Annotated in this window: 18 protein-coding genes; 9 read left to right on the plus strand and 9 right to left on the minus strand. The window is 71.0% G+C overall.

Annotated elements, in window-relative coordinates; all coding sequences use genetic code 11:
- Positions 1 to 173 precede the first annotated feature (173 nt).
- The 9 genes from AB5G72_RS17980 (at position 174) to AB5G72_RS18020 (ending at position 12,354) form a co-directional block, all read left to right on the plus strand.
- Positions 174 to 1,172: an alpha/beta hydrolase gene (locus AB5G72_RS17980; RefSeq protein ID WP_440220616.1), complete on the plus strand. Its 999-nt coding sequence runs from the start codon at positions 174 to 176 to the stop codon at positions 1,170 to 1,172.
- A 70-nt stretch (positions 1,173 to 1,242) separates the two neighbouring features.
- On the plus strand, positions 1,243 to 2,568 hold the full coding sequence (locus AB5G72_RS17985; RefSeq protein ID WP_440220617.1) for an NUDIX hydrolase: 1,326 nt from the start codon (positions 1,243 to 1,245) through the stop codon (positions 2,566 to 2,568).
- On the plus strand, positions 2,565 to 5,195 hold the full coding sequence (locus AB5G72_RS17990) for a hypothetical protein (RefSeq protein WP_440220618.1): 2,631 nt from the start codon (positions 2,565 to 2,567) through the stop codon (positions 5,193 to 5,195). The genes AB5G72_RS17985 and AB5G72_RS17990 overlap by 4 nt, the downstream gene beginning before the upstream one ends.
- Positions 5,192 to 7,051, plus strand: a complete 1,860-nt coding sequence (locus AB5G72_RS17995; RefSeq protein WP_440220619.1) for a lipid II flippase MurJ — start codon at positions 5,192 to 5,194, stop codon at positions 7,049 to 7,051. The genes AB5G72_RS17990 and AB5G72_RS17995 overlap by 4 nt, the downstream gene beginning before the upstream one ends.
- A gap of 89 nt (positions 7,052 to 7,140) precedes the next feature.
- Positions 7,141 to 8,820, plus strand: coding sequence for a protein kinase family protein (locus AB5G72_RS18000; RefSeq protein ID WP_440220620.1), 1,680 nt, complete (start codon positions 7,141 to 7,143; stop codon positions 8,818 to 8,820).
- A 42-nt stretch (positions 8,821 to 8,862) separates the two neighbouring features.
- A complete protein-coding gene (gene sigM / locus AB5G72_RS18005) occupies positions 8,863 to 9,534 on the plus strand; it encodes an RNA polymerase sigma factor SigM (RefSeq protein ID WP_440220621.1) in 672 nt (223 codons plus the stop codon).
- Between the two features lie 138 nt (positions 9,535 to 9,672).
- Positions 9,673 to 10,605, plus strand: a complete 933-nt coding sequence (gene trxB, locus AB5G72_RS18010) for a thioredoxin-disulfide reductase (RefSeq protein WP_069389400.1) — start codon at positions 9,673 to 9,675, stop codon at positions 10,603 to 10,605.
- 57 nt (positions 10,606 to 10,662) lie between these two features.
- A complete protein-coding gene (gene trxA, locus AB5G72_RS18015; RefSeq protein WP_067720180.1) occupies positions 10,663 to 11,007 on the plus strand; it encodes a thioredoxin in 345 nt (114 codons plus the stop codon).
- 156 nt (positions 11,008 to 11,163) lie between these two features.
- The gene (locus AB5G72_RS18020) at positions 11,164 to 12,354 is read left to right on the plus strand and encodes an N-acetylmuramoyl-L-alanine amidase (protein ID WP_067720182.1); all 1,191 of its coding nucleotides are present in this window, start codon (positions 11,164 to 11,166) and stop codon (positions 12,352 to 12,354) included.
- 57 nt (positions 12,355 to 12,411) lie between these two features.
- On the opposite strand, the gene AB5G72_RS18025 is transcribed toward AB5G72_RS18020, so the two are convergent.
- The 9 genes from AB5G72_RS18025 to rpmH form a co-directional block, all read right to left on the minus strand.
- On the minus strand, positions 12,412 to 13,080 hold the full coding sequence (locus tag AB5G72_RS18025; protein WP_067720183.1) for a hypothetical protein: 669 nt from the start codon (positions 13,078 to 13,080) through the stop codon (positions 12,412 to 12,414).
- Positions 13,077 to 14,195 (minus strand): ParB/RepB/Spo0J family partition protein, encoded by a 1,119-nt coding sequence (locus tag AB5G72_RS18030; RefSeq protein ID WP_440220622.1) that lies wholly within the window; start codon positions 14,193 to 14,195, stop codon positions 13,077 to 13,079. Before AB5G72_RS18030 ends, AB5G72_RS18025 begins: the two co-directional genes overlap by 4 nt.
- On the minus strand, positions 14,195 to 15,136 hold the full coding sequence (locus AB5G72_RS18035; protein ID WP_440220623.1) for a ParA family protein: 942 nt from the start codon (positions 15,134 to 15,136) through the stop codon (positions 14,195 to 14,197). Before AB5G72_RS18035 ends, AB5G72_RS18030 begins: the two co-directional genes overlap by 1 nt.
- Positions 15,137 to 15,236: 100 nt before the next feature.
- Positions 15,237 to 16,070, minus strand: coding sequence for a 16S rRNA (guanine(527)-N(7))-methyltransferase RsmG (gene rsmG, locus AB5G72_RS18040; RefSeq protein WP_440220624.1), 834 nt, complete (start codon positions 16,068 to 16,070; stop codon positions 15,237 to 15,239).
- Between the two features lie 90 nt (positions 16,071 to 16,160).
- A complete protein-coding gene (locus tag AB5G72_RS18045; RefSeq protein ID WP_440220625.1) occupies positions 16,161 to 16,649 on the minus strand; it encodes a Jag family protein in 489 nt (162 codons plus the stop codon).
- Positions 16,650 to 16,778: 129 nt separating this feature from the next.
- The gene (yidC, locus tag AB5G72_RS18050) at positions 16,779 to 17,969 is read right to left on the minus strand and encodes a membrane protein insertase YidC (protein WP_440220626.1); all 1,191 of its coding nucleotides are present in this window, start codon (positions 17,967 to 17,969) and stop codon (positions 16,779 to 16,781) included.
- Positions 17,970 to 17,986: 17 nt separating this feature from the next.
- Positions 17,987 to 18,283, minus strand: a complete 297-nt coding sequence (gene yidD / locus AB5G72_RS18055; protein ID WP_082924143.1) for a membrane protein insertion efficiency factor YidD — start codon at positions 18,281 to 18,283, stop codon at positions 17,987 to 17,989.
- On the minus strand, positions 18,280 to 18,642 hold the full coding sequence (gene rnpA / locus AB5G72_RS18060; RefSeq protein ID WP_067720195.1) for a ribonuclease P protein component: 363 nt from the start codon (positions 18,640 to 18,642) through the stop codon (positions 18,280 to 18,282). The genes yidD and rnpA overlap by 4 nt, the downstream gene beginning before the upstream one ends.
- Positions 18,643 to 18,660: 18 nt before the next feature.
- Positions 18,661 to 18,804, minus strand: a complete 144-nt coding sequence (gene rpmH / locus AB5G72_RS18065) for a 50S ribosomal protein L34 (protein WP_007629603.1) — start codon at positions 18,802 to 18,804, stop codon at positions 18,661 to 18,663.
- Positions 18,805 to 19,341: the final 537 nt, after the last annotated feature.

The following is a 19,341-nucleotide window of genomic DNA, read 5'->3' on the forward strand; positions in this document are numbered from 1 at the left end:
TAGCCGCGCCCGCCGCCGCGGGACCGTCCCCGGCCGCCACGAGACCGACATTCTGTCCCGTGATACCGAAGCGATCTAGAGTGACGGGTGTGTCTCGTCGTCGTCGTATATACCCACGCCCGTCACCCACCCGTCGGCGCATCGCACCGACGGCCGTCGCGCTCACGGCCGCGGTGGCGCTGACCGGCGCGGTCCACCCGCTCGCAGGCGCGCAGTCCGCCGGCGGCGTCGACACCTCCACGGCCCTCGGATTCACCACCTCGCCCCGCCCCACCGCGCCGCCCCCGGCCGACACCTCGCGGCCACAGATCCTGCGCGTCCAACCGGTCGAGGGCCGCAAGGTGCTCGCCGACGTGTGGTCCCCGTCCATGGCCAAGGCCGTCCCCACGTTCCTCCTCCTCCCCGCGAGCCCGTCGCCGGCACCGCTGTTGCTCCTGCTCAACGGCGTGGGCGGGGGAGAAGACCACGTCGGCTGGGCCTATCACACCGACTACGAGGACTTCTTCGCCGACAAACACGTCCTGGTCGCCAGCCCGGAGGGCGGCCGGTTCAGCCTCTACACCGACTGGCAGCGCGAGGACCCCGTCCTCGGCGTCAACCGCTGGCACACCTTCCTCGACTCCGAACTACCCGCCGCGCTCGCCGGCGCCCACGCCCTGAACGGCACCCGCGGCGTGATCGGCGTGTCCATGTCCGGCGGCCCGGCGCTGACCCTCGCCGCGCGGAGCCGACACCACTACGCCGCCGCCGCGTCCCTGTCCGGATTCCCCGAGGTCTCCACTCCGTTCGGTCGCGCCGCCATGACCGCCATGGTCGCGCGCGGCGGCGGCAACGTCCACAACGCGTTCGGCCCGCCGGACGACCCGGCCTGGCTCGCACACGACCCCTCCCACCATGTCGAGCGCCTCCGCGGCACCGCCCTTTACCTCGCGTCCGCCCCCGGCAACCCCGGCCCGCACGACTCGCCGGAGATCGGGTCGGCGACCTTCGCCATCGGGGCGCCGACGGAGCTCGCCGCCGACCTGGGCACCCGCCACATGGCCCGCGCGCTGCGGGACGGCGGCGTGCCCTTCACCTATGACCGCTACCCGAGCGGCGCCCACACCTTCGCCCTGTTCACCCGCGAGTTGCGGGATTCCTGGCGGGTCGTCGGTCCGGCGCTCGGGGCCTGACCCGCACGCGGCCGGGCCGCGGCGCGCCGTGGATTCCGGTCCACTCACCCCCGGCCGGTAGCATCGATGGGTGTCCGAAGCCGATCGTCCCGCCGAACCGCGCGCCAACGCGCCGCGGCGTCGTCGTGCGCGTCGGCCCGCCGGACCCGGCGCCGCGGGACGCGACGCCGCAGGTCAGAAGCGGGACAGCGCTGCCGCGAAGGGGTCCGACGGCCAACGCGGCGCGCAGGGCGACAAGCAGAAACCGGCGCCCCGGGACGCCGAGGGCGGCGGGCAGAAGCCAGGCCAGAAGCCCGGTCAGAAGTCCGGCCAGGGGGGCCAGTCCGGGCCCACCGGCTCCACCGGTCCGTCCGGCGACGGTCAGTCACGGCAGGGACGGCGTCGCCGCCGCGGCGGACGCGGTCGGCGGGGCGGCCGGGGACAGGGCCGCGCACCCGAGAACCAGAACCAGCCGTCGAGCCCCGACGCCACCCACACGGTGAAGACCGGCGACGGCACCGCCGGCGCCACCTCCCGCCAGGCCCCCCGTCACCCGCGTCAGCCCGGCCGGTCCAAGTCGGGCGGCGGTGGCCAGGCGAGCTCCACCAACACCACCCGCACGTCCGCGCCCGCGAAGGCCGGCGGCGGCACCGGGTCCAAGACCGGCTCCAAGGCCGGTGGCAAGGGCGGGTCCAAGGCCACGGCCAAGACCACCAAGCCCGGCACCCACCAGGGCGGCAAGGCCGGCGCCAAGAACGCCCGCGGCGGTCGCGGGGGCGCGCGGCATCCCCGCGGTGGCCAGCGACTCAAGACGGTGCTGGAGACCTCGGCCGGCGGCCTGGTGGTCCGGAACCTCGCGGAGGCGGGGGAGGGGCCCGAGGCCGACCTGTCCCGGTTGGAGGTCGCACTCATCGGTCGGCTGGACCGACGAGGCCGCATGCTGTGGTCCATGCCGAAGGGGCACATCGAGCCGGGGGAGACGGTCGCGGAGACGGCCCGGCGCGAGGTGCTCGAGGAGACCGGTGTCGACGGCACCGTCCTGGCCCCGCTGGGCACCATTGACTACTGGTTCGTCGCCGAGGGCCGGCGCATCCACAAGACCGTCCACCACCACCTCGTCCGCTACGACCACGGCGAGTTGTGCGACGAGGACCCGGAGATCACCGAGGTCGCCTGGTTCGCGTTCGACGACCTGCCCCGGCGCCTCGCGTACCCGGACGAGCGGCGACTGGTCGAGTCCGCCCGCACCCTGCTCCCGGACTTCGCGCGCGCCGAACTGGCCGGCGACAATCCCCCGCCCGCCGACGCGCAGATGGTGGACCCGTCCCGCCGGGCGGACGGCCCCGAGCCGGTCCGCCGCACCGGGGCGCACGGCGTCACCCCTCGCGACCACGCGCCGGAGGAGTCCGGGCCGTGACCGGGCGGCCGGTTGGGCGCGCAGTCCGGGCGGTCGTCCCGACGGCACTGTGTGCGGCGCTGGCCCTCGGCCCGCTGTGGGGTGTCCAGCCGGCCGGGGCCATCACCCCCGCGGAGGCCGCGGCCGCCGGGTACATCCCGAACCCGGCGCCGACACTGGCCCGGATCACCATCGACGAGATCTCCCCGACCGTCCTCGACGGGGCGGGTGGCCCGGGCGGGGCGGGTGGCGGGGGCCGGGTCGCGGTCGGCACCGAGTCCGGGGTCCCGGTGGTCACGGTGTCCGGCACCATCACCAACGTCGGCGACATCCCCCTCGAGTCGGTCGACGTCCGGCTCCAGCGCGGGCCCCGCGCCGCCGACGCGGAGGCGGTGCGCGAACCGCTGGTGTGGTCGGAGCCGTCGTTCGCGGTCCGCGGCGAGTTCCTGCGGGTGGCCGAGACCGTGGCGCCGGGGCAGTCCGTGCCGTACCGCGTGTCCATGCCGGCCCGGGAGATCCCCGGCGACCCGGCCCCCGACCTGCAGCTGACCGAACCCGGCATCTATCCGCTCCTCGTCAACGTCAACGGCACCCCGGAGGGCGGTTCGCCCGCGCGACTCGACGACGCCCGCACCCAGTTGCCCGTGCTCGAGGCGCCGCGACCGGCGGCGCTACCGGGGGTCGACGACGACGACGAGGTGGTCGCACCCGGGCCGGCGGACGGGCGGGGCCCGACTCCGGTCCCGCTGACCATGATGTGGCCGCTGGCGGCGGCACCCGCGCGGATCGCGACGGTGCCCGGAGCGGAGGGCCCGGACCCGGTGGTCGCGTTGACCGACGACTCGCTCCTGCGCGAGCTGTCCGAGGGCGGTCGGCTCACCGGGCTGGTCCGGGCGGCCGACGACGCGTTCGACGGGCCCGGCGGGCAGGACCTGCGACGGGCGGTGTGCCTGGGCGTGGACCCGGAGCTACTGGGGACCGTGTCCGAGATCGCCGACGGCCGCGCCGTGCTCATCGGGAACGGCACCGGCGGCGACGACGGGGGTTCCTCCGGGCGGAACCGGGGCGGCCGGGGGGACCCGGAGCGGTCCGCCCCCGCCGATCCCGGGGCGGTGGAAGCGGACGCCGAACGCTGGCTGGACGAGCTGCGGGCGTTGGCCGAGGGCACCTGCGTGGTGACGCTGCCGGCAGCCCAGGCCGGCCTCGAGGCGGTCGGGGCGGTGGGGTCCACCGAGCTCACCCGGGCCGCGCTGGACAGCGACGATTCAGTGGAGCGGATCCTCGGGGTGTCCCCGATCCCCGACGTGCTGGTCCCCGCATCCGGGACCCTGCTGCCCGGCACCGCCGAGGCGCTGGGGGAGCCCGGCGCCACCGCCGTGGTGGCCGCCCCCTCCACGCGGACGGACACCGGTCTCGTCCCGCCCCCCGGGATGGTGGGGTTGGCCGGGACCGACGACGCACGCGCACTGACGTATTCGGCGCCGATCGGGGCGGCCCTCGCCGCGACCGGGTCCGCGCCGGAGAACCCCCGCTATTCCGACCCCGACACCCGGTACTGGCTGACCGCCGACTCCGCGGCGGCCCGCCTCCAGGACGCGAGGGCCGCGCTCCTCGCGCCGGTCGTGGACGCCATCGACGCCGGCCCCGCCCCCATCGCCCCGCTCGAGGCCGCCGGCGCGGCCGGCGCCGGGCCTTCCGCGGGCACCGGTCCCGCTGCCGACACCGACCCCTCGGGCCCGGCAGCCGATCAGGGGGTCCTGGCCGTGCCGCCGCAGGTGTGGAGCGTCGACGGCGAGGCCGCCGGCTCGCTGCTGGAGACCCTCGGCGCCCAACTGGCGGCGGGGAGGATGCGCGCGGTGCCGCTCACCGAGCGCCTGGCAGGACCGGTCACCGTCCCGGACGGCTCCCTGGCGGACGACCCCACGGGCGCCGTCGACCCGGGGGCCGTGGACCTGGCCGGGGTGGACCGTCGCGTCTCCGATGCCCTGCGGGGGGTCGGCACGCTGCGGTCGCTGGTCGACGCCGCCGATCCCACGTCGGCGGACGCCGAGGGCCACCTCGACCCGATGGTGACCGAGGCCCTCCGGGCCCTGTCGGAGACCGGCCGGCGCGCGGGGGGAGACGGCACGTCGCCCGGGTCCGGTACCGGGGCGGACGCCCGCGCCGGGACTGCCGAGCGCCTCGACCGGCTCGAGCAGACGGTCTCCCGCTCGCTGGGCAGGGTGGACCTGCTGCCGCCCGGCAGCGTGTTCACCATGGCCAGCCCCAACAGCCCACTGCTGCTGGTGACCCGGAACGCGTTGCCCTTCCCGGTGCGCGTCGGCGTCACCGTCACCGCGCCGGACGACATCACGGTGGAGCCGGTGGGGGTCGTCCAGATCCCGGCCTCGGGGTCGCGGACCCTGCAGGTGCCCACCCAGTCCGACGCCGAAGGCGGCGTACGCCACACCGTGGCGTTCGTCCTCGAGGGTCCCGACGGGCGCCCGCTGTCGGAGCCGGTGGAGCTGTCCGTCCAGACCGGTGGCTACCCGGTCGCCCAGGCGTTCGCGTTGGCCGCGGCCGCCCTCGCCCTCCTCCTCGGGGGCCGGCGGTACCTGCGCTACCGTCGGGGCATCCTCGACCCCGCGGACGAAGGGCACCGACCGTGAACGACGAGCAGGGGTCCCCCGGACCCGAACTGCGCAGACCGGATCCCGGCCTCCGCGGCCGACGCCGTGAGTCGGGCAGTTGCGTGCTGCCGGGCCCGGCCTCCCCGCCGCCGGTCGCCGACTCGTTCATCCCGGACGCCGCCCCCGCGCCGTCGATCGCGCGGCCGATCGCCCCGGCCCCGGAGCGGTCCGCAGCGCGGCCGGAGACGCCCGGCGGGGGGACCGGGGCACGGACCCGCGACTCCTCCGACGCGTCGGTGATGCGCTCGACGGGATCGATGGCCGTGGCCAACCTCGCGAGCCGCATCACCGGGTTCGTCCGGATGATCCTCATCCTCACCGTGCTCGGCCCCGCCGTGGCGTCCGCCTTCAACACCGCCAACACGCTGCCCAACATGATCACCGAGCTCGTCCTGGGCTCGGTGCTCACCGCGATGTTCATGCCGCTGCTGGCCAAGGCCGCGCAGGAGGACGAGGACGGGGGCGTGTCCTTCATCCGACGCCTGCTCACCGTGACCTCGGTCCTGGCACTGGGGGCGACCGTCGTGGCGGTGGCGTGCGCGCCGCTGCTCACCGAGCTCAACCTGGGCGACGGCGAGGTCAACACGAACCTGGCCACCGCGTTCGCGTTCCTGCTGCTGCCGCAGATCTTCTTCTACGGCGTGTTCTCGGTGATGCTCGCGATCCTCAACTACAACGGTGTCTTCCGTCCCGGGGCGTGGGCGCCGGTGTGGAACAACCTGGTGGCCATAGCGACACTGGTGCTGTTCGCGGTGGTCGGCAGCGGCATCGACCCGGCCGCGCCGGTCAACCTGCTCAGCGCGCCCATCCTGCTGCTGGGCCTGGGCACCACCCTGGGCGTGGTGCTGCAGGCGGCGGTGCTGGTCCCGGCCCTGCGTCGCGCGGGCGTGGACCTGCGCCCCCAGTGGGGTCTGGACCCCCGCATCAAGCAGTTCGGCGGGCACGCCGTCGCCGGAGTGACCTACGTACTCATCTCGCAGGTCGGTCTGGTCATGACCAACCGCATCGGTTCGGCGGCGGACGAGGCCGCCATCGCCATCTACCAGACCTACTGGCTGCTGTTGCAGGTCCCGTACGGGATCATCGGCGTCACCCTGCTCACCGCCATCAACCCCCGCCTGGCGGACAACGGGGTGGCCGGCCGCAACGACGCGGTGGTGCGGGACATCTCGCTGGGGACGCGGCTGTCCCTGTTCGGGCTGCTGCCGATCATCGCGTTCATGACCGCGTTCGGCCCGACGATCGCCACCGGCCTGTTCCGCTACGGGAACTTCGACGCCGAGAGCGCCCAGGTGCTCGGCCTGACCCTGACCTTCGGCGCGTTCACGCTGGTGCCCTACGCCGTGGTCCTGCTGCAGCAGCGGGTGTTCTACGCCCGCGAGGACTACTGGACGCCGACGGCGATGATCCTCGCGATCACCGTGGTCCGCGTGGTCCTGTCGCTCCTCGTCCCCGTGGTCGCCGACCAGCGGTCCCACGTGGTGATCGGCCTGGCCCTCGCCAACGGCATCGGCTGGGTCGTCGGCGCCGTCGCCGGGTTCATCCTGCTGCGGTCGAAACTGGGGTCCCTGCGTGGTCGCGAGACCCTCCGGTCGGCCTCGTGGACCCTCGGCGCGTCGATCGCCGGCGCCCTGGTCGCGCTCGCCGTGGACACGATCCTGCCGATGGACGCCCTCACCGACGCGGTCGGCAGCATCGGGTTCGTCCTGCGTGCCGGAGTCGCCGCCGTCATCACCCTCGCGGTGACCGGTCTGATCCTGTCGCGGTCGCGGTTGCCGGAACTCGATTCGATCACCCCCGTTCTCCGCGGACTCGTGGGACGTCTGAGGAGATAGTCGAATCCACGCGGGGCCGGTACGTACACTCAGGGATCACGAGCGGCGCCTCCTCACGGGCTGCCGCACCAGGCGAGGAGGGTCAACGGGTGGGTGAACAGACTGGAGCCCCGGCACCGGACACCGCCTCCTCGCCACCGCGTCTGACCGTCGGAGGCCTGGTCTCCGGCGGCAGGTACGAGCTCCTCGAACCGTGCGGTGGTGTCGCCGGCCAGTCCTTCTGGAAGGCCCGCGACCGGCGCCTGGGCAGGTTCGTCGCCCTCACCTTCGTCGACCCGCTCCCCGGCGAGCAGCCCCCGGGTTCGGCGACGGGGGTGCTCGACCGTACCGTCGCGCTCACCACGGTCTACGCGGACGGGTTGGCGCGCGTGCTCGACGTCATCCGCGGCCGTGCGGGCGGCATCGTGGTCTCGGAGTGGATCCCCGGACGCAGTCTCGCCGCGGCCGTGACCGACCCGGACCCCGACTCCGCCGTGGGCGCGGTGTGGGGTCTGGCGGACGCCGCGACCCGTGCCGAGGAGGTGGGCCTGACCCTGGGCCTCGACTCGCCCGACCGGATCCGTCTGACCGAGGACGGGCGTGCCGTCCTGGCCTTCCCCGGGGTCCGCGACGGGGACGACGCCCGGTCCGACGTGCGGGGCCTGGGCGCTACCCTCTATGCGCTGCTCACCGGAGCGTGGCCGCTCCCGTTGCCCGAGGGTTCCGATCTGTACGAACCGACCGACGGTCGGCCCGGTCCCGCCCGGAGGGACGACGACGACGAGGTCCTCGACCCCACGGTGGCCGGTACCGGGGTGGCGCCGGAATCCGCGGTGCTGGCCATGCGGTCTCTCGACGGGTCGTCGGTCAGCTCGGCGGCCACCGTGAGGGCGATGGTGACCGATCGCGTCGGCGGGCCGCGGCGCGCCGCCCCCGGGGCCTCCTCCCGGGTCGCCCACCCGGCGACCGCCACCGCGACGGAGTGGGCACCGGGGGAGTGGTCGTCGGCGGAGGGATCGCCGGCGGAGTGGTCCTCGGCGGAGGCAGGTTTCGAACCCGCGCCGTACAGCGAGCCGGACCCGGAGGTCCAGAAGCGCCGCTGGCAGATCATGGCCGGGACCGGCGCGGCCGCGGTCGTGGTGATCGCCTTGCTGTTCACGTGGATGCTCGGGGGGTTCGGCGGCACCCGCAACGACACCCCGCTCTCACAGCAGCTCGACGCGATCGAACGGGCCGCCCAGGCCAGTCGCGCCGCCCAGACCGCCGAGCCCGCGGCCGATGACCCCGCCGCAGGTGACACCGGGGACGAGGCGGAGGAGGCCACCCCGACCACCCCGGTCTCCGTGTCGACCGTCACCACCTGGCAGCCCTCGTCCTCGAACGGCGTCGCGGAGAACTCGTCGGATGCCCCCAACGTGGTCGACGGTGACCGGTCCACCTCGTGGTCCAGCGACGCCTACCGATCCCAGATCGGCGACGGCCCGTCGGCCTACAAGCCGGGTATCGGGTTGATGCTCACACTGGACGGTGAGCAGGAGGTCCGACGGGTGGTGCTCCGCTCGGGGGACGACGGCGTGCGCTTCGAGGTGCGGTCCGCGCCCGGTGCCACTCCGGAGTCACTCGACGAGACCACCCGTCTCGGAGCGGGCACCGTCCGCGACGGGTCGGCCACCGTGACGATCGATGACCCGCGGGAGTCCGGGTACGTCCTGGTGTGGATCACCCGCCTGGGTACCTCCGGTGCCCAGTCCTACGAGGCCACGATCAGCGAGGTCGAACTGACCCGCTGACCGGCCGGGAGACGTCCCCACGGGGGGCCCGGCCGGGTTACGGTGACGGCCGTGAACACCGGTACCGCCGTCCCGACCGCGGCGGGTTCCCCTGCCCCGCCCGCAGGCGCGGAATCCCCGCTCGGCGCCCAGTCCGCTCCCAGGGCCCAGTCCGTACTGACAGCCGAGTCGCCGCTGTCCGACGCCGAACTGTTGGACGCGCACGTCGCCGGCAACCCCGACGCCTTCTCCGCCCTCGTCCGGCGGCACTACGACTACCTCTGGCGGTTGGCCATCCGCACGTCGTTCAACCGCGACGACGCCGCCGAGGCCCTGCAGGAGGCTCTCGTCTCGGCGTACCGGAAGGCGGATACCTTCCGCCACGCCTGCCCGGTCCAGGGGTGGCTCTACCGCATCGTGGTCAACGCCTGCCTGGACAAGATGCGGGCCCAGCGCCTGCGCACCCACACCCAGCTCACCCCCTCCCTACACGAACAGGTCACGCTGCGTGACCACTTCCACCAGGACCCGGCGTACGCGATCATCGTGGCCGAGGCGTTGGCGGAACTGCCCGACGATCAGCGGGATGCCGTCGTCGTCGTCGACATGCTGCGGTGCACCGTCGCCGAGGCGAGCCACCTGCTCAACATCCCCCCAGGCACCGTGAAGAGCCGGTGCTCCCGCGGCCGCGCGAAGCTCGCCGCCCTGCTCGATGGGGTCACCCTCACCGTGTGAGCGTGTTCCTCGCGTCACCCGGTGGGCGGTCGCGGGAACAAGGCAGCCCCCCGGGGTGTTGTGGCCTCTAGAAGACCCGGCACCTGATGCCGGTTCCGACTCACGAGCCACCAACCGCCCGAGGAGCCCCGAGAACCCATGAGCGACACCGTCCACGACGTCATCATCGTCGGATCCGGCCCGGCCGGGTACACCGCCGCCATCTACTCCGCGCGGGCCGAGCTGAAGCCGGTCGTCTTCGAGGGGTCCCAGTTCGGTGGCGCGCTCATGACCACGACCGAGGTCGAGAACTTCCCCGGCTTCGCCGAGGGCATGATGGGCCCCGATCTCATGATGCAGATGCGTGAGCAGGCCGAGCGGTTCGGCGCCGACCTCCGGATGGAGGACGTGACGTCCATGGACCTCGCCGGGGACATCAAGACCGTCCGGGTCGGCGAGGAGGAGCACCGCGCCCGCGCCGTGATCCTCGCGATGGGTGCCGCGGCACGCTACCTCGGGGTCCCGGGGGAGCAGGAGTTCCTCGGCCGGGGCGTGAGCTCGTGCGCCACGTGTGACGGATTCTTCTTCCGCGACAAGCCGATCGTCGTGGTCGGCGGCGGCGACTCCGCCATGGAGGAGGCCACCTTCCTCACCAAGTTCGGTTCCTCCGTGACGATCGTGCACCGCCGTGAGGAGTTCCGCGCCTCCAAGATCATGCTCGAGCGGGCACGGGAGAACGAGAAGATCTCGTTCGTCCTCAACACGGCCGTGGACGAGGTGCTGGCCGGCGCGACCGGCTCGGTCGAGAAACTCCGTCTGCGCGACACCGTCACCGGTGAGACCAGTGAGCTCGAGACCGCCGCAATGTTCGTCGCGATCGGCCACGATCCCCGTTCCGAGCTGGCCCGCGACCAGGTCGAGGTCGACGAGGACGGCTACGTCCTCACCGGTCAGACCACCGCCACCTCCCTTCCCGGGGTGTTCGCCTGTGGCGACCTCGTCGACAAGCGCTACCGCCAGGCCATCACCGCCGCCGGTTCGGGGTGCGCCGCCTCGATCGACGCCGAGCGCTGGCTCGCCGAGCAGGCCTGAGCCCGCACCGGGCCCGGAACAACCGGGCCCCGTCCACCCACCCGAAAGGACCACCTCATGGCCGACACCCCCAACATCATCGACGTCACCGAGGCCGACTTCGCCGACGCCGTGCTCACCGCCAGCGGCTCCAAGCCCGTTCTCGTGGACTTCTGGGCCACATGGTGCCGCCCGTGCACCATGATGGCGCCGGTCCTCGACGAGCTGGCGGGCTCGGAGGCGGACAAGCTGACCGTGGCCAAGGTCGACGTCGAAGCCAACCAGGAACTCGCCGCCGAGTACCAGATCACCGCGATCCCCGCGATGCTGTTGTTCTCGGAGGGACAGCCGGTCAAGCGCATCACGGGCGCCAAGTCCAAGTCGGCGCTCCGAGCCGAGCTGGGCGACGTTCTCGGCGCCTGACACACACGCCGGCGGCACCGGGTCGCTACCCTGTGTCGCTACGCTGTGGCGCTCCCCCGTGGCGTTCCCCCACCGCCCGGCGCGGACGGGGCATGTCCGCGTGTGAGGCGGTAAGTTCATCCGGGTACCCAACACTAGGAGAGCGGGAGGAGACCCATGGCGTGGAGGCGTGGTGACCGTGGGCCCGAGGTGGCCGCCATCCGGGCCACCCTCGCGGGCATGGGTCTGCTGCACAACATCGAGTCGGTCGGGGTCACCGAGCCCGAGACCGGGTCAGTGCTCGCGCGTACCGACGCCGTCTTCGACGCCGACCTGGAGAAGGCCGTTCTGGCCTTCCAGCAGGCGCGTGCGCTGATCTCCGACGGAATCGTGGGTCCGGCCACCCAGGCCGCGCTCCACGACGCCAGCCACGTGCTGGGGACCCGGGACCTGAGCTATATCGTCTCCAGGCCGATGGCGGGGGACGATATCGCCCAACTGCAGCGACGACTCGGCGAGCTCGGGTTCTACGCCGGCCTGGTGGACGGGACCTTCGGCCCCCTCACGCACGCGGCCGTCACCGACTTCCAGCGCGACTGCGCGCTCCCCGCGGACGGTGTGGTCGGTGCCGAGACCCTGGACACCCTGAGCCGCTTCTCGACCCTGTTCAAGGGCGGGGACGTCGCCTCTCTCGTCGAGAAGGAGCGGGCCCGCACCTCCGGTCCCATGCTCGCCGGTAAACGGATCGTCCTCGATCCCGGCCCCAGTGGGTCCGAGAATCCAATCCGGATCGACACCCCCTACGGGACCATCACCGACGCGGAACTGCTCTGGGACATCACCCGGCGGCTCTCCGAGCGGATGAACCAGGCCGGCGTGGAGGTCTTCCTCTCCCGGCCTGAGGCGATGATCCCGACCGATCCCGAGCGCGCCGAGATAGCCAACGCGTTCAACGCCGATCTCATCATCTCGCTCCGCCTGGACCGCCACCCGAATCCGGTGGGCAACGGGGTCGCGACGTTCTACTTCGGAAACTCGCTCGGCGCGGAGTCCATGCTCGGTGAGGCCCTCTCCGGCTTCATCCAGCGGGAGATCGTCAGCCGCACCACTCTTCGCGACTGCCGGACCCATGGCCGGAGCTGGCCGTTGCTGCGAATGACCCGCATGCCGTCCGTGCAGATCTACCTGGGCTACGCGTACAACCCGCAGGATCTCGAGATCCTCGGCGATCGTGCCGCCCAGGACACCATCATCGACTCGATCCTCGTGGGCGTGAAACGTCTGTACCTCCTCGACGAGGACGATCATCCCACCGGGTCGATGTCCGTCGACGACCTCATCGACTACGAGCAGCGCCAGCGAGACTGATCGCGGCTCCGGCCACCCCGGGGGAGTCGGGACCGGGGTGTCGTGATTCCCGGGGTGTCAGAGCCCCCGGGCGACGGCGCTCGCCGACGCGCCCGACAGCACCCCGAGCCGCCGGGTGGCGAATCCGTGTTCGGCGAAGAGCTGATCGAGGGCGCGCTCCACATCCGCCTTCCACAAGTGCTCGCTCTCGATATCGAGCCGGAGGCGGGGATGGGTCTCGTGGGGTGCCACCACCGTGAAACCGTGCTCGACCAGAAAGCTCATCCCCGGCACGCACGAGTCCGCCCCGCACCCGTCACGTGACGTAACATGCCCGGGGTCCTCGGACGTGACCCCGAAGGCCTCGATGGCCTTGATTCCGCGGCTTCGAACATTGACGACGACGGCGTCGAGCAACGCGGTCAGTACCCCTGCCGGTGCGCCGTGCTCGACACTCATGCCGGCGAGCAGCACAGCGTCAGCACCGACGGGCGAGGTCGGGAAGCACGTCGCCCGCGGCACCATCCCCGGGGGGGCGTAGAAGGCGGCAGCCGTCGATCGGTCCCCGTAGGTGGCGAGCTGGCCGCAGACACCCCATTCCAGGGATACGTGTGAGATCCACGCTTCCTTCTCGAACTCCGGATCTCCCGGGGACTGCTCACCGTCGGTCTGCCAATAGACGCAACGCCGGGCGCGAGGACCCAACTGGTCCACCGCCGACAGGTCCAGCGGGCGGAGGGAGATCATCGCGGCGCTGCGGTCGACCCGCCCTCGAGAAGTGCGAGTACCCGGGCCAGATCATCGGTGTCACCGACGTCGATGGTGATACGTCCCTTGCGGCGCCCCATCGTCACCGACACCGACGTCTCGAAACGGTCGGACAGCCGACCCGCCACCGCCTCCAGCTCAGGGTTGCGCTGGCGTCCGCGGGGCGGGGGCTTGGGCTTGTCCGTGGTGTCCCCGGGATCGCGGTTGGCGAGGGTGACGAGCTCCTCGGTCGCCCGCACCGACAGGCCCTCGGCGACGATCCGGGCGGCGAGCTCGTCCTGTGCCGGCGCCCCCGCCTCGAGGCCCAGGAGTGCGCGCGCATGTCCCGCTGACAGGACACCAGCCGCGACCCGCCGCTGTACGGCGGTCGGCAGCTGGAGCAGGCGGATGCTGTTGGTGATCGCGGGGCGGGATCGGCCGATGCGGGTCGCGAGTTCCGACTGGGTCACGTCGAACTCTTCCAGCAGCTGCTGGTAGGCGGCGGCTTCTTCGAGAGGGTTGAGCTGTACCCGGTGGATGTTCTCGAGCAGAGCGTCCCGCAGCAGATCCTCGTCGTCGGTCTGCCGAACGATCGCCGGAATCGTCTCGAGCTTCGCGCGCTGGCTCGCCCGCCAGCGTCGCTCACCCATGATGAGCTGATAGCGCCCACCGGACATCTCACGGACGACGATGGGCTGGAGGAGTCCGAACTCCTTGACGGAATGAGCGAGCTCAGCCAACGCCTCCTCGTCGAAGTGGGTGCGGGGCTGCTTCGGGTTGGGGTCGATCTCGGCCGGGGAGATCTCGCGGTAGACGGCGCCGGGGTCCACCAACTCGGTTGTTTCACGTGAAACGGAAGAGCCATTGTCGGCATACGAACCGGCGTCGGCCCCGCGAGCCGTCGATGACGCGGTACCCGTGGACTCCGCTTCCGCCGTACCCCGATTCCCGGCCGCAGCCGAGCGCGGACGTGGGGGAGTGGTACGCGGACCGCCCCCACGCGGCCCCAGGATCAGGTCGGCGGCGTCATTTCCGAGCCGAGGCCCTTCGTCGGGGCCGGTGGGGATGAGGGCCGCGAGACCCCGCCCGAGACCACCCTTACGCTGCTGGCTCATCAGTTCTCCTCCGGGCGATCGACGCCCTCAACTTCACTCGCGGTGGGCGTGGATACGAGGTCGCCCGGACCGGCCGGCCCTCCCCGTGCATTGATCTCGCGGGCGGCGTCCAGGTATGCCAGCGCGCCGCGCGACCCGGCGTCGTACTGGAGGATGGTCATCCCGTACCCCGGTGCCTCGGACACCTTGACGCTTCGCGGGATCACCGTCCGCAACACGGTGTCACCGAAGTGCTTTCGCACCTCACCGGCGACCTGCTCGGCGAGCTTGGTGCGCCCGTCGTACATCGTCAGCATGATGGTCGAGATCTCCAGATCCGTATTCAGATGCTGCTGGATGAGTTCGACGTTGCGCAGGAGTTGGCCCACACCCTCGAGGGCGTAGTACTCGCACTGGATCGGAATCAGCACCTCACGCGCCGCCACCATCGCGTTGACTGTGAGCAACCCGAGGGACGGCGGGCAGTCGAGGAAAACGTAGTCGATACCGAGGGACTGCAGGTCCTCCGGGAGGAGAACCTCAGCCAGACGTCGTTCCCGCTGGGGGAGCCCGACCAGTTCGATTTCCGACCCCGCGAGATCGATGGTCGCCGGAACACAGAACAGGCGCTCGGCATGAGGGCTCTTCTGCATGAGTTCGTCGACCGACGCCTCCCACATCAGCAGGTCGTAGCTCGACGGTGTGCCCTCGCGGTGATCGACACCCAGCGCCGTGCTCGCATTGCCCTGCGGATCCATATCGATCACGAGCACCCCGAGCCCACCCAGCGCGAGAGCAGCGGCAAGATTCACCGTAGACGTGGTCTTGCCGACTCCACCCTTCTGGTTGGCAATCGTGATGATCCGCGGAGAATCCGGGCGGGGGAGTGCCGGGGCATCCCCGTGGAGCACCTCGTTCGCCTGCCGTGCGGCCGCGAAGATCGGGGTCTCGTCGTAGGACATCCGTCACCTTTCGAGTTCCATCGTGAGCACGGCCGAGCTACCGCCGTCTCGATGCCATTGTTTCACGTGAAACCGACATCCAACGCGTCCCCGTCTGGCCTCAGTGAGACCGGCGCCCGCGTCCGCGGGATCCGGAGCCACGGCCTCCCATCCTAGTCGTCAGGGTGCCGATCACCAGCCTCGTCGGTTCCGCATCTGGAGCCGCCACGGTCTCGACGTGAACCCCGTCGAACCCGAGCCTGCGGAGGGCGGCGCGATCTCGCTCGATCTCGTCGAGCGCCGACTCCCCCTTGAGGGCCACCATACGACCCCCCGCCCTCAGCAACGGGGCCGACCAGCCGGCCAGCTTCCCGAGCGGCGCCACTGCCCGGGATGTCACAACGTCCGAGTCTCCCGCCTCGGCGATGACGGTCTTCTCCTCCGCCCGACCCCGAATCACCCGGACATCGATGCCGAGCTCGCTGATGATCTCCTCGAGAAACGTGACCCGGCGGAGAAGTGGCTCGACCAGAGTGATCGTCAGATCAGGACGCGCGAGCGCCAGGGGGATACCAGGGAGGCCTGCGCCGCTCCCGATATCAACGACGGACTCGCCCTCCGCCAACCTCGATTCAGCAGCCGCACTATTGAGGACGTGCCGATCCCACAGCCGAGGCCGCTCACGCGGACCCATCAGCCCACGCTCGAGCCCGGCCGTCGCGAGGAAGTCGACGTACCGGGACGCGAGACCCAGCCGGTCCCCGAACACCACGGCTGCAGCGGGCGGCGCAGAGGGGAGCTCACCGGAGTCAGATGTCGAGTCCGGATCGGCCGGCGTCTCGCCCGCAGCCCTGTTGGCCCCCTCACCGTCACGTGACGCTTCGTGGCCCGTGTGTCCGTTCATGGTCTCGCGCTCCTTCTCGCGGCCGCAAAGCCACTGTTTCACGTGAAACACCGCCGGTGAATCACATCGATGTCATTAGATCCTCGGACACAGATCAGGGGTGCGAGCCAGACGACTCGCACCCCTGCCCCGAACCGCCCGTCACCCGGGCAGGACGACCACCCGGCGGTTGGGCTCGACGCCGGTCGAGTCCGAGGTGACACCCTCGATCTCCGCGATCGCATCGTGGATGATCTTGCGTTCGAACGGCGTCATGGGCTCGAGCTCCTCCGACTCACCTGACTCGAGAACCCGCTGCGCCGCCACGCGACCGGACTCGGTCAGAGCCTCGCGCTTCGCCTCACGCCAACCGGCGATGTCGAGCATCAACCGACTCCGATCGCCGAGTTCCTGTTGCACCGCGAGACGCGTCAACTCCTGGATAGCGTCCAACACCGACCCGTCCGAGCCGACCAACGTATCCAGGCCGTCGCCACCCACGATGCTCACCACGGCTCGATCACCCTCGACGTCCAGATCGATGTCCCCGTCGAAGTCGAGGATGTCGAGGAACTGCTCGAGATAGTCGCCAGCGACCTCGCCCTCCTCGACCAATCGTTCCTCGGACACCTCGATGTTCCTCTTGGACATGGACCTGCCTCCGTCGTGACCGCCGATCGCCGAACCCCGAGAGTACGACGAATATCTCCCCCAAGTATGGGACAAGGTCCCCGACGCCGGAGCATCGGGGACCTTGTCCACTCACGTTTCCCTAGCGGGTCAACGCTTCTTTTTCTTCTTCTTGTTCTTGGGACGCGAACCTGATCCCTTCTGGGCCGGTCTACTGCGCTGCCCGCCGGGAGCCTGGGGCCGTTGACCCGGGCGTGGAGCGGATGCCGGAGCGACCGCAGGCCCCGGGTCGGGGTCGATCACCTCGTCGTCGTCCACCGTCGCGGTACCCACCTCCCCAGCCGGACCCGTCACCACGCCCGTTCCCGTCGCGGCGGCGCGGTTCTTCTTGGGCTTGGAGGGCTTCACACCCACCCGCGGAGCGAGCGCCTTCTGCTCCTCGCGCCGCAGGAGGGCCGCGGCGTCGTCCTCCTTGGCCATCTTCTCGTACAGGAAGTACTGCTGGCCGAGGGTCCAGAGGTTATTCGTGACCATGTACACGAGGATCGCCATCGGCCAGAACGCACCGGTCACCAGGATGCCGATGGGGAAGGCCCACAGCATGAGCTGGTTCATGATCTTGGCCTGCGGGTTGGCCGCGGCCTCAGGGGACTGGCGGGACAGGGAGATCCGCGCGTTGAAATGGGTCGTGACCGCCGAGACGATCATCAGCGGAAGGGCGACGAGAATGATGTTCCACCGGGCGAAGTCGAGCATCGCGCCCGGCTCCACGAAGGCCTGGAACTGTTCGACCGGCTGGGAGATGAAGGACGAGAGCGGAGCACCGAACAGGCGGGCGTCGAGGAAGCTCTGCACCTCGTCCGCGTTGAACACGTAGTTGCCCGTGTTGCGCGTCTCCTCGGCGCTCATCCCGAGCGCGCCGAACTGCGAGCCCATCCGGTTGAACGACCGCAGCACGTGGAACAAACCCAGGAAGACGGGGATCTGGATCAGCATCGGCAGGCAACCCAGGAGGGGGTTGAACCCCTCCTGCTTCTGCAACTTCCGGGTCTCGACCGCCAATTTTTCGCGGTCGTTCTTGTACCGCTTCTGCAGCTCCTTCATCTTGGGCTGCATCTCCTGCATCTTGCGGGAGAAGCGAATCTGTTTTGCCGCCGGCCAGAACAGCATCGCGCGGAGGGTGAAGACGAGGAAGATCACCGACAGGGCCCAGATGACCCCGTTGGAATCCGGCGCCTCGACCCAGGGGAGCAGACCGCCGAGGAACGCGAAGATCTTGTGCCAGAACCAGAGGATGCCGGAGATCGGGTAGTAGACCAACGGGTTGGTGATGAACGACATGGGTGGTGGAGTCCTAGCTACGTTCGAGAATTGTCGGTGTGCTCGTGGGGCTCGTGGCCCGGTGGATCAGGTGCACGGGGCCGGGGGACCGGATCCCACCCGCCCGGTGTCCACGGCCCACAGCGCAGGAGACGCCACACCGAGAGCCACGTGCCGTACCAGGCTCCGTGGACGCGTACCGCCTCGACGGCGTAACTACTGCACGTGGGTTCGAATCGGCAGCTCGGTGGGGTCCAGGGGGAGATGCCCTTCTGGTAGAAGTCGAGCATCCACAACAGGATCCGCGCGATGGGACCCGGGCGCCCCGTGCTCACGACGTGCCCCTCGCGCGAGCGGCCGCAGCGACGAGCCCCGCGCGCATATCCCGCACGAGGTCGGCGTGCGACGCACCCGCGGAGGCCGGGTTGGCCCGGATCACCACCATGAGATCGTCGCCGGCCTCGTCCAGCAGGCCGCCCGCGATATGACGAAGCCGTCGGCTGACGCGGTGACGAGTCACCGAGTCCCCGACGGCTTTGCTGACAACCAGCCCGAAACGCGGACCGCCCACGCGGACATCCGAGGAGTCCACGTGGGCGTGTACGACCATGGTGCGGCGGCCCTTCCTGGCACCCTTGCGCACCACCGTCGCGAAGTCAGCGGAACGGTGGAGCCGGTGCGACCTGGGGAGCACCCGCCACCCCGGCCGGAATCAGGCCGTCAGCGACGCGCGGCCCTTACGCCGGCGGGCGCCGACGATGCCGCGACCGGCGCGGGTGCGCATGCGCAGACGGAAGCCGTGCACCTTGGCACGACGACGGTTGTTCGGCTGGAAGGTCCGCTTGCCCTTGGCCATGGTTGGCTCCTCACGTGAAGTCGGCGCCGTGTCCAGCGCCCGATCGAGTTCGAGACGTCGTCGAATCACCGAAGGACGGCGGCACCACGACGCGCCGGGCGCCCACGGGCGCACGACAGACTGCTCAAGATTACGCGCCCGAGGCGCCGGCCGCCAAACCGTGTAATCCCATTGGTCTCACTGATACCAGTTTCCTGGCCACAACGACACGCCCACGGCCGCGATGCTTGACATCCGCCCTCCAGTCAATCTTGAGGGTTGCCCCCCGGTTCATCATGTTGTTACCGTCATTCCTCAGGCGAGCCCACCAGGGCTGCAAGACGCGACGTGAATCCGAACAAGCACCTCCGACCCCTCCCCACCGACGACCTACCCGCGAACCGACGGGAGGGGTCTGTCTTCCCACAGCTGTGGACAACCATGTGGATACCTCGGTGGACCTGGGTCGGAGCCTGTGGATAGAGTGTGGTTCCCGGCGCCGCCGGCGACCCGGACCACCAGCAACGCCCGACACCCGACGAGAGGAGACCGCCCACC

This window comes from Dietzia sp. MNB45, assembly GCF_051994785.1.
Classification (GTDB): Bacteria; Actinomycetota; Actinomycetes; order Mycobacteriales; family Mycobacteriaceae; genus Dietzia; species Dietzia kunjamensis.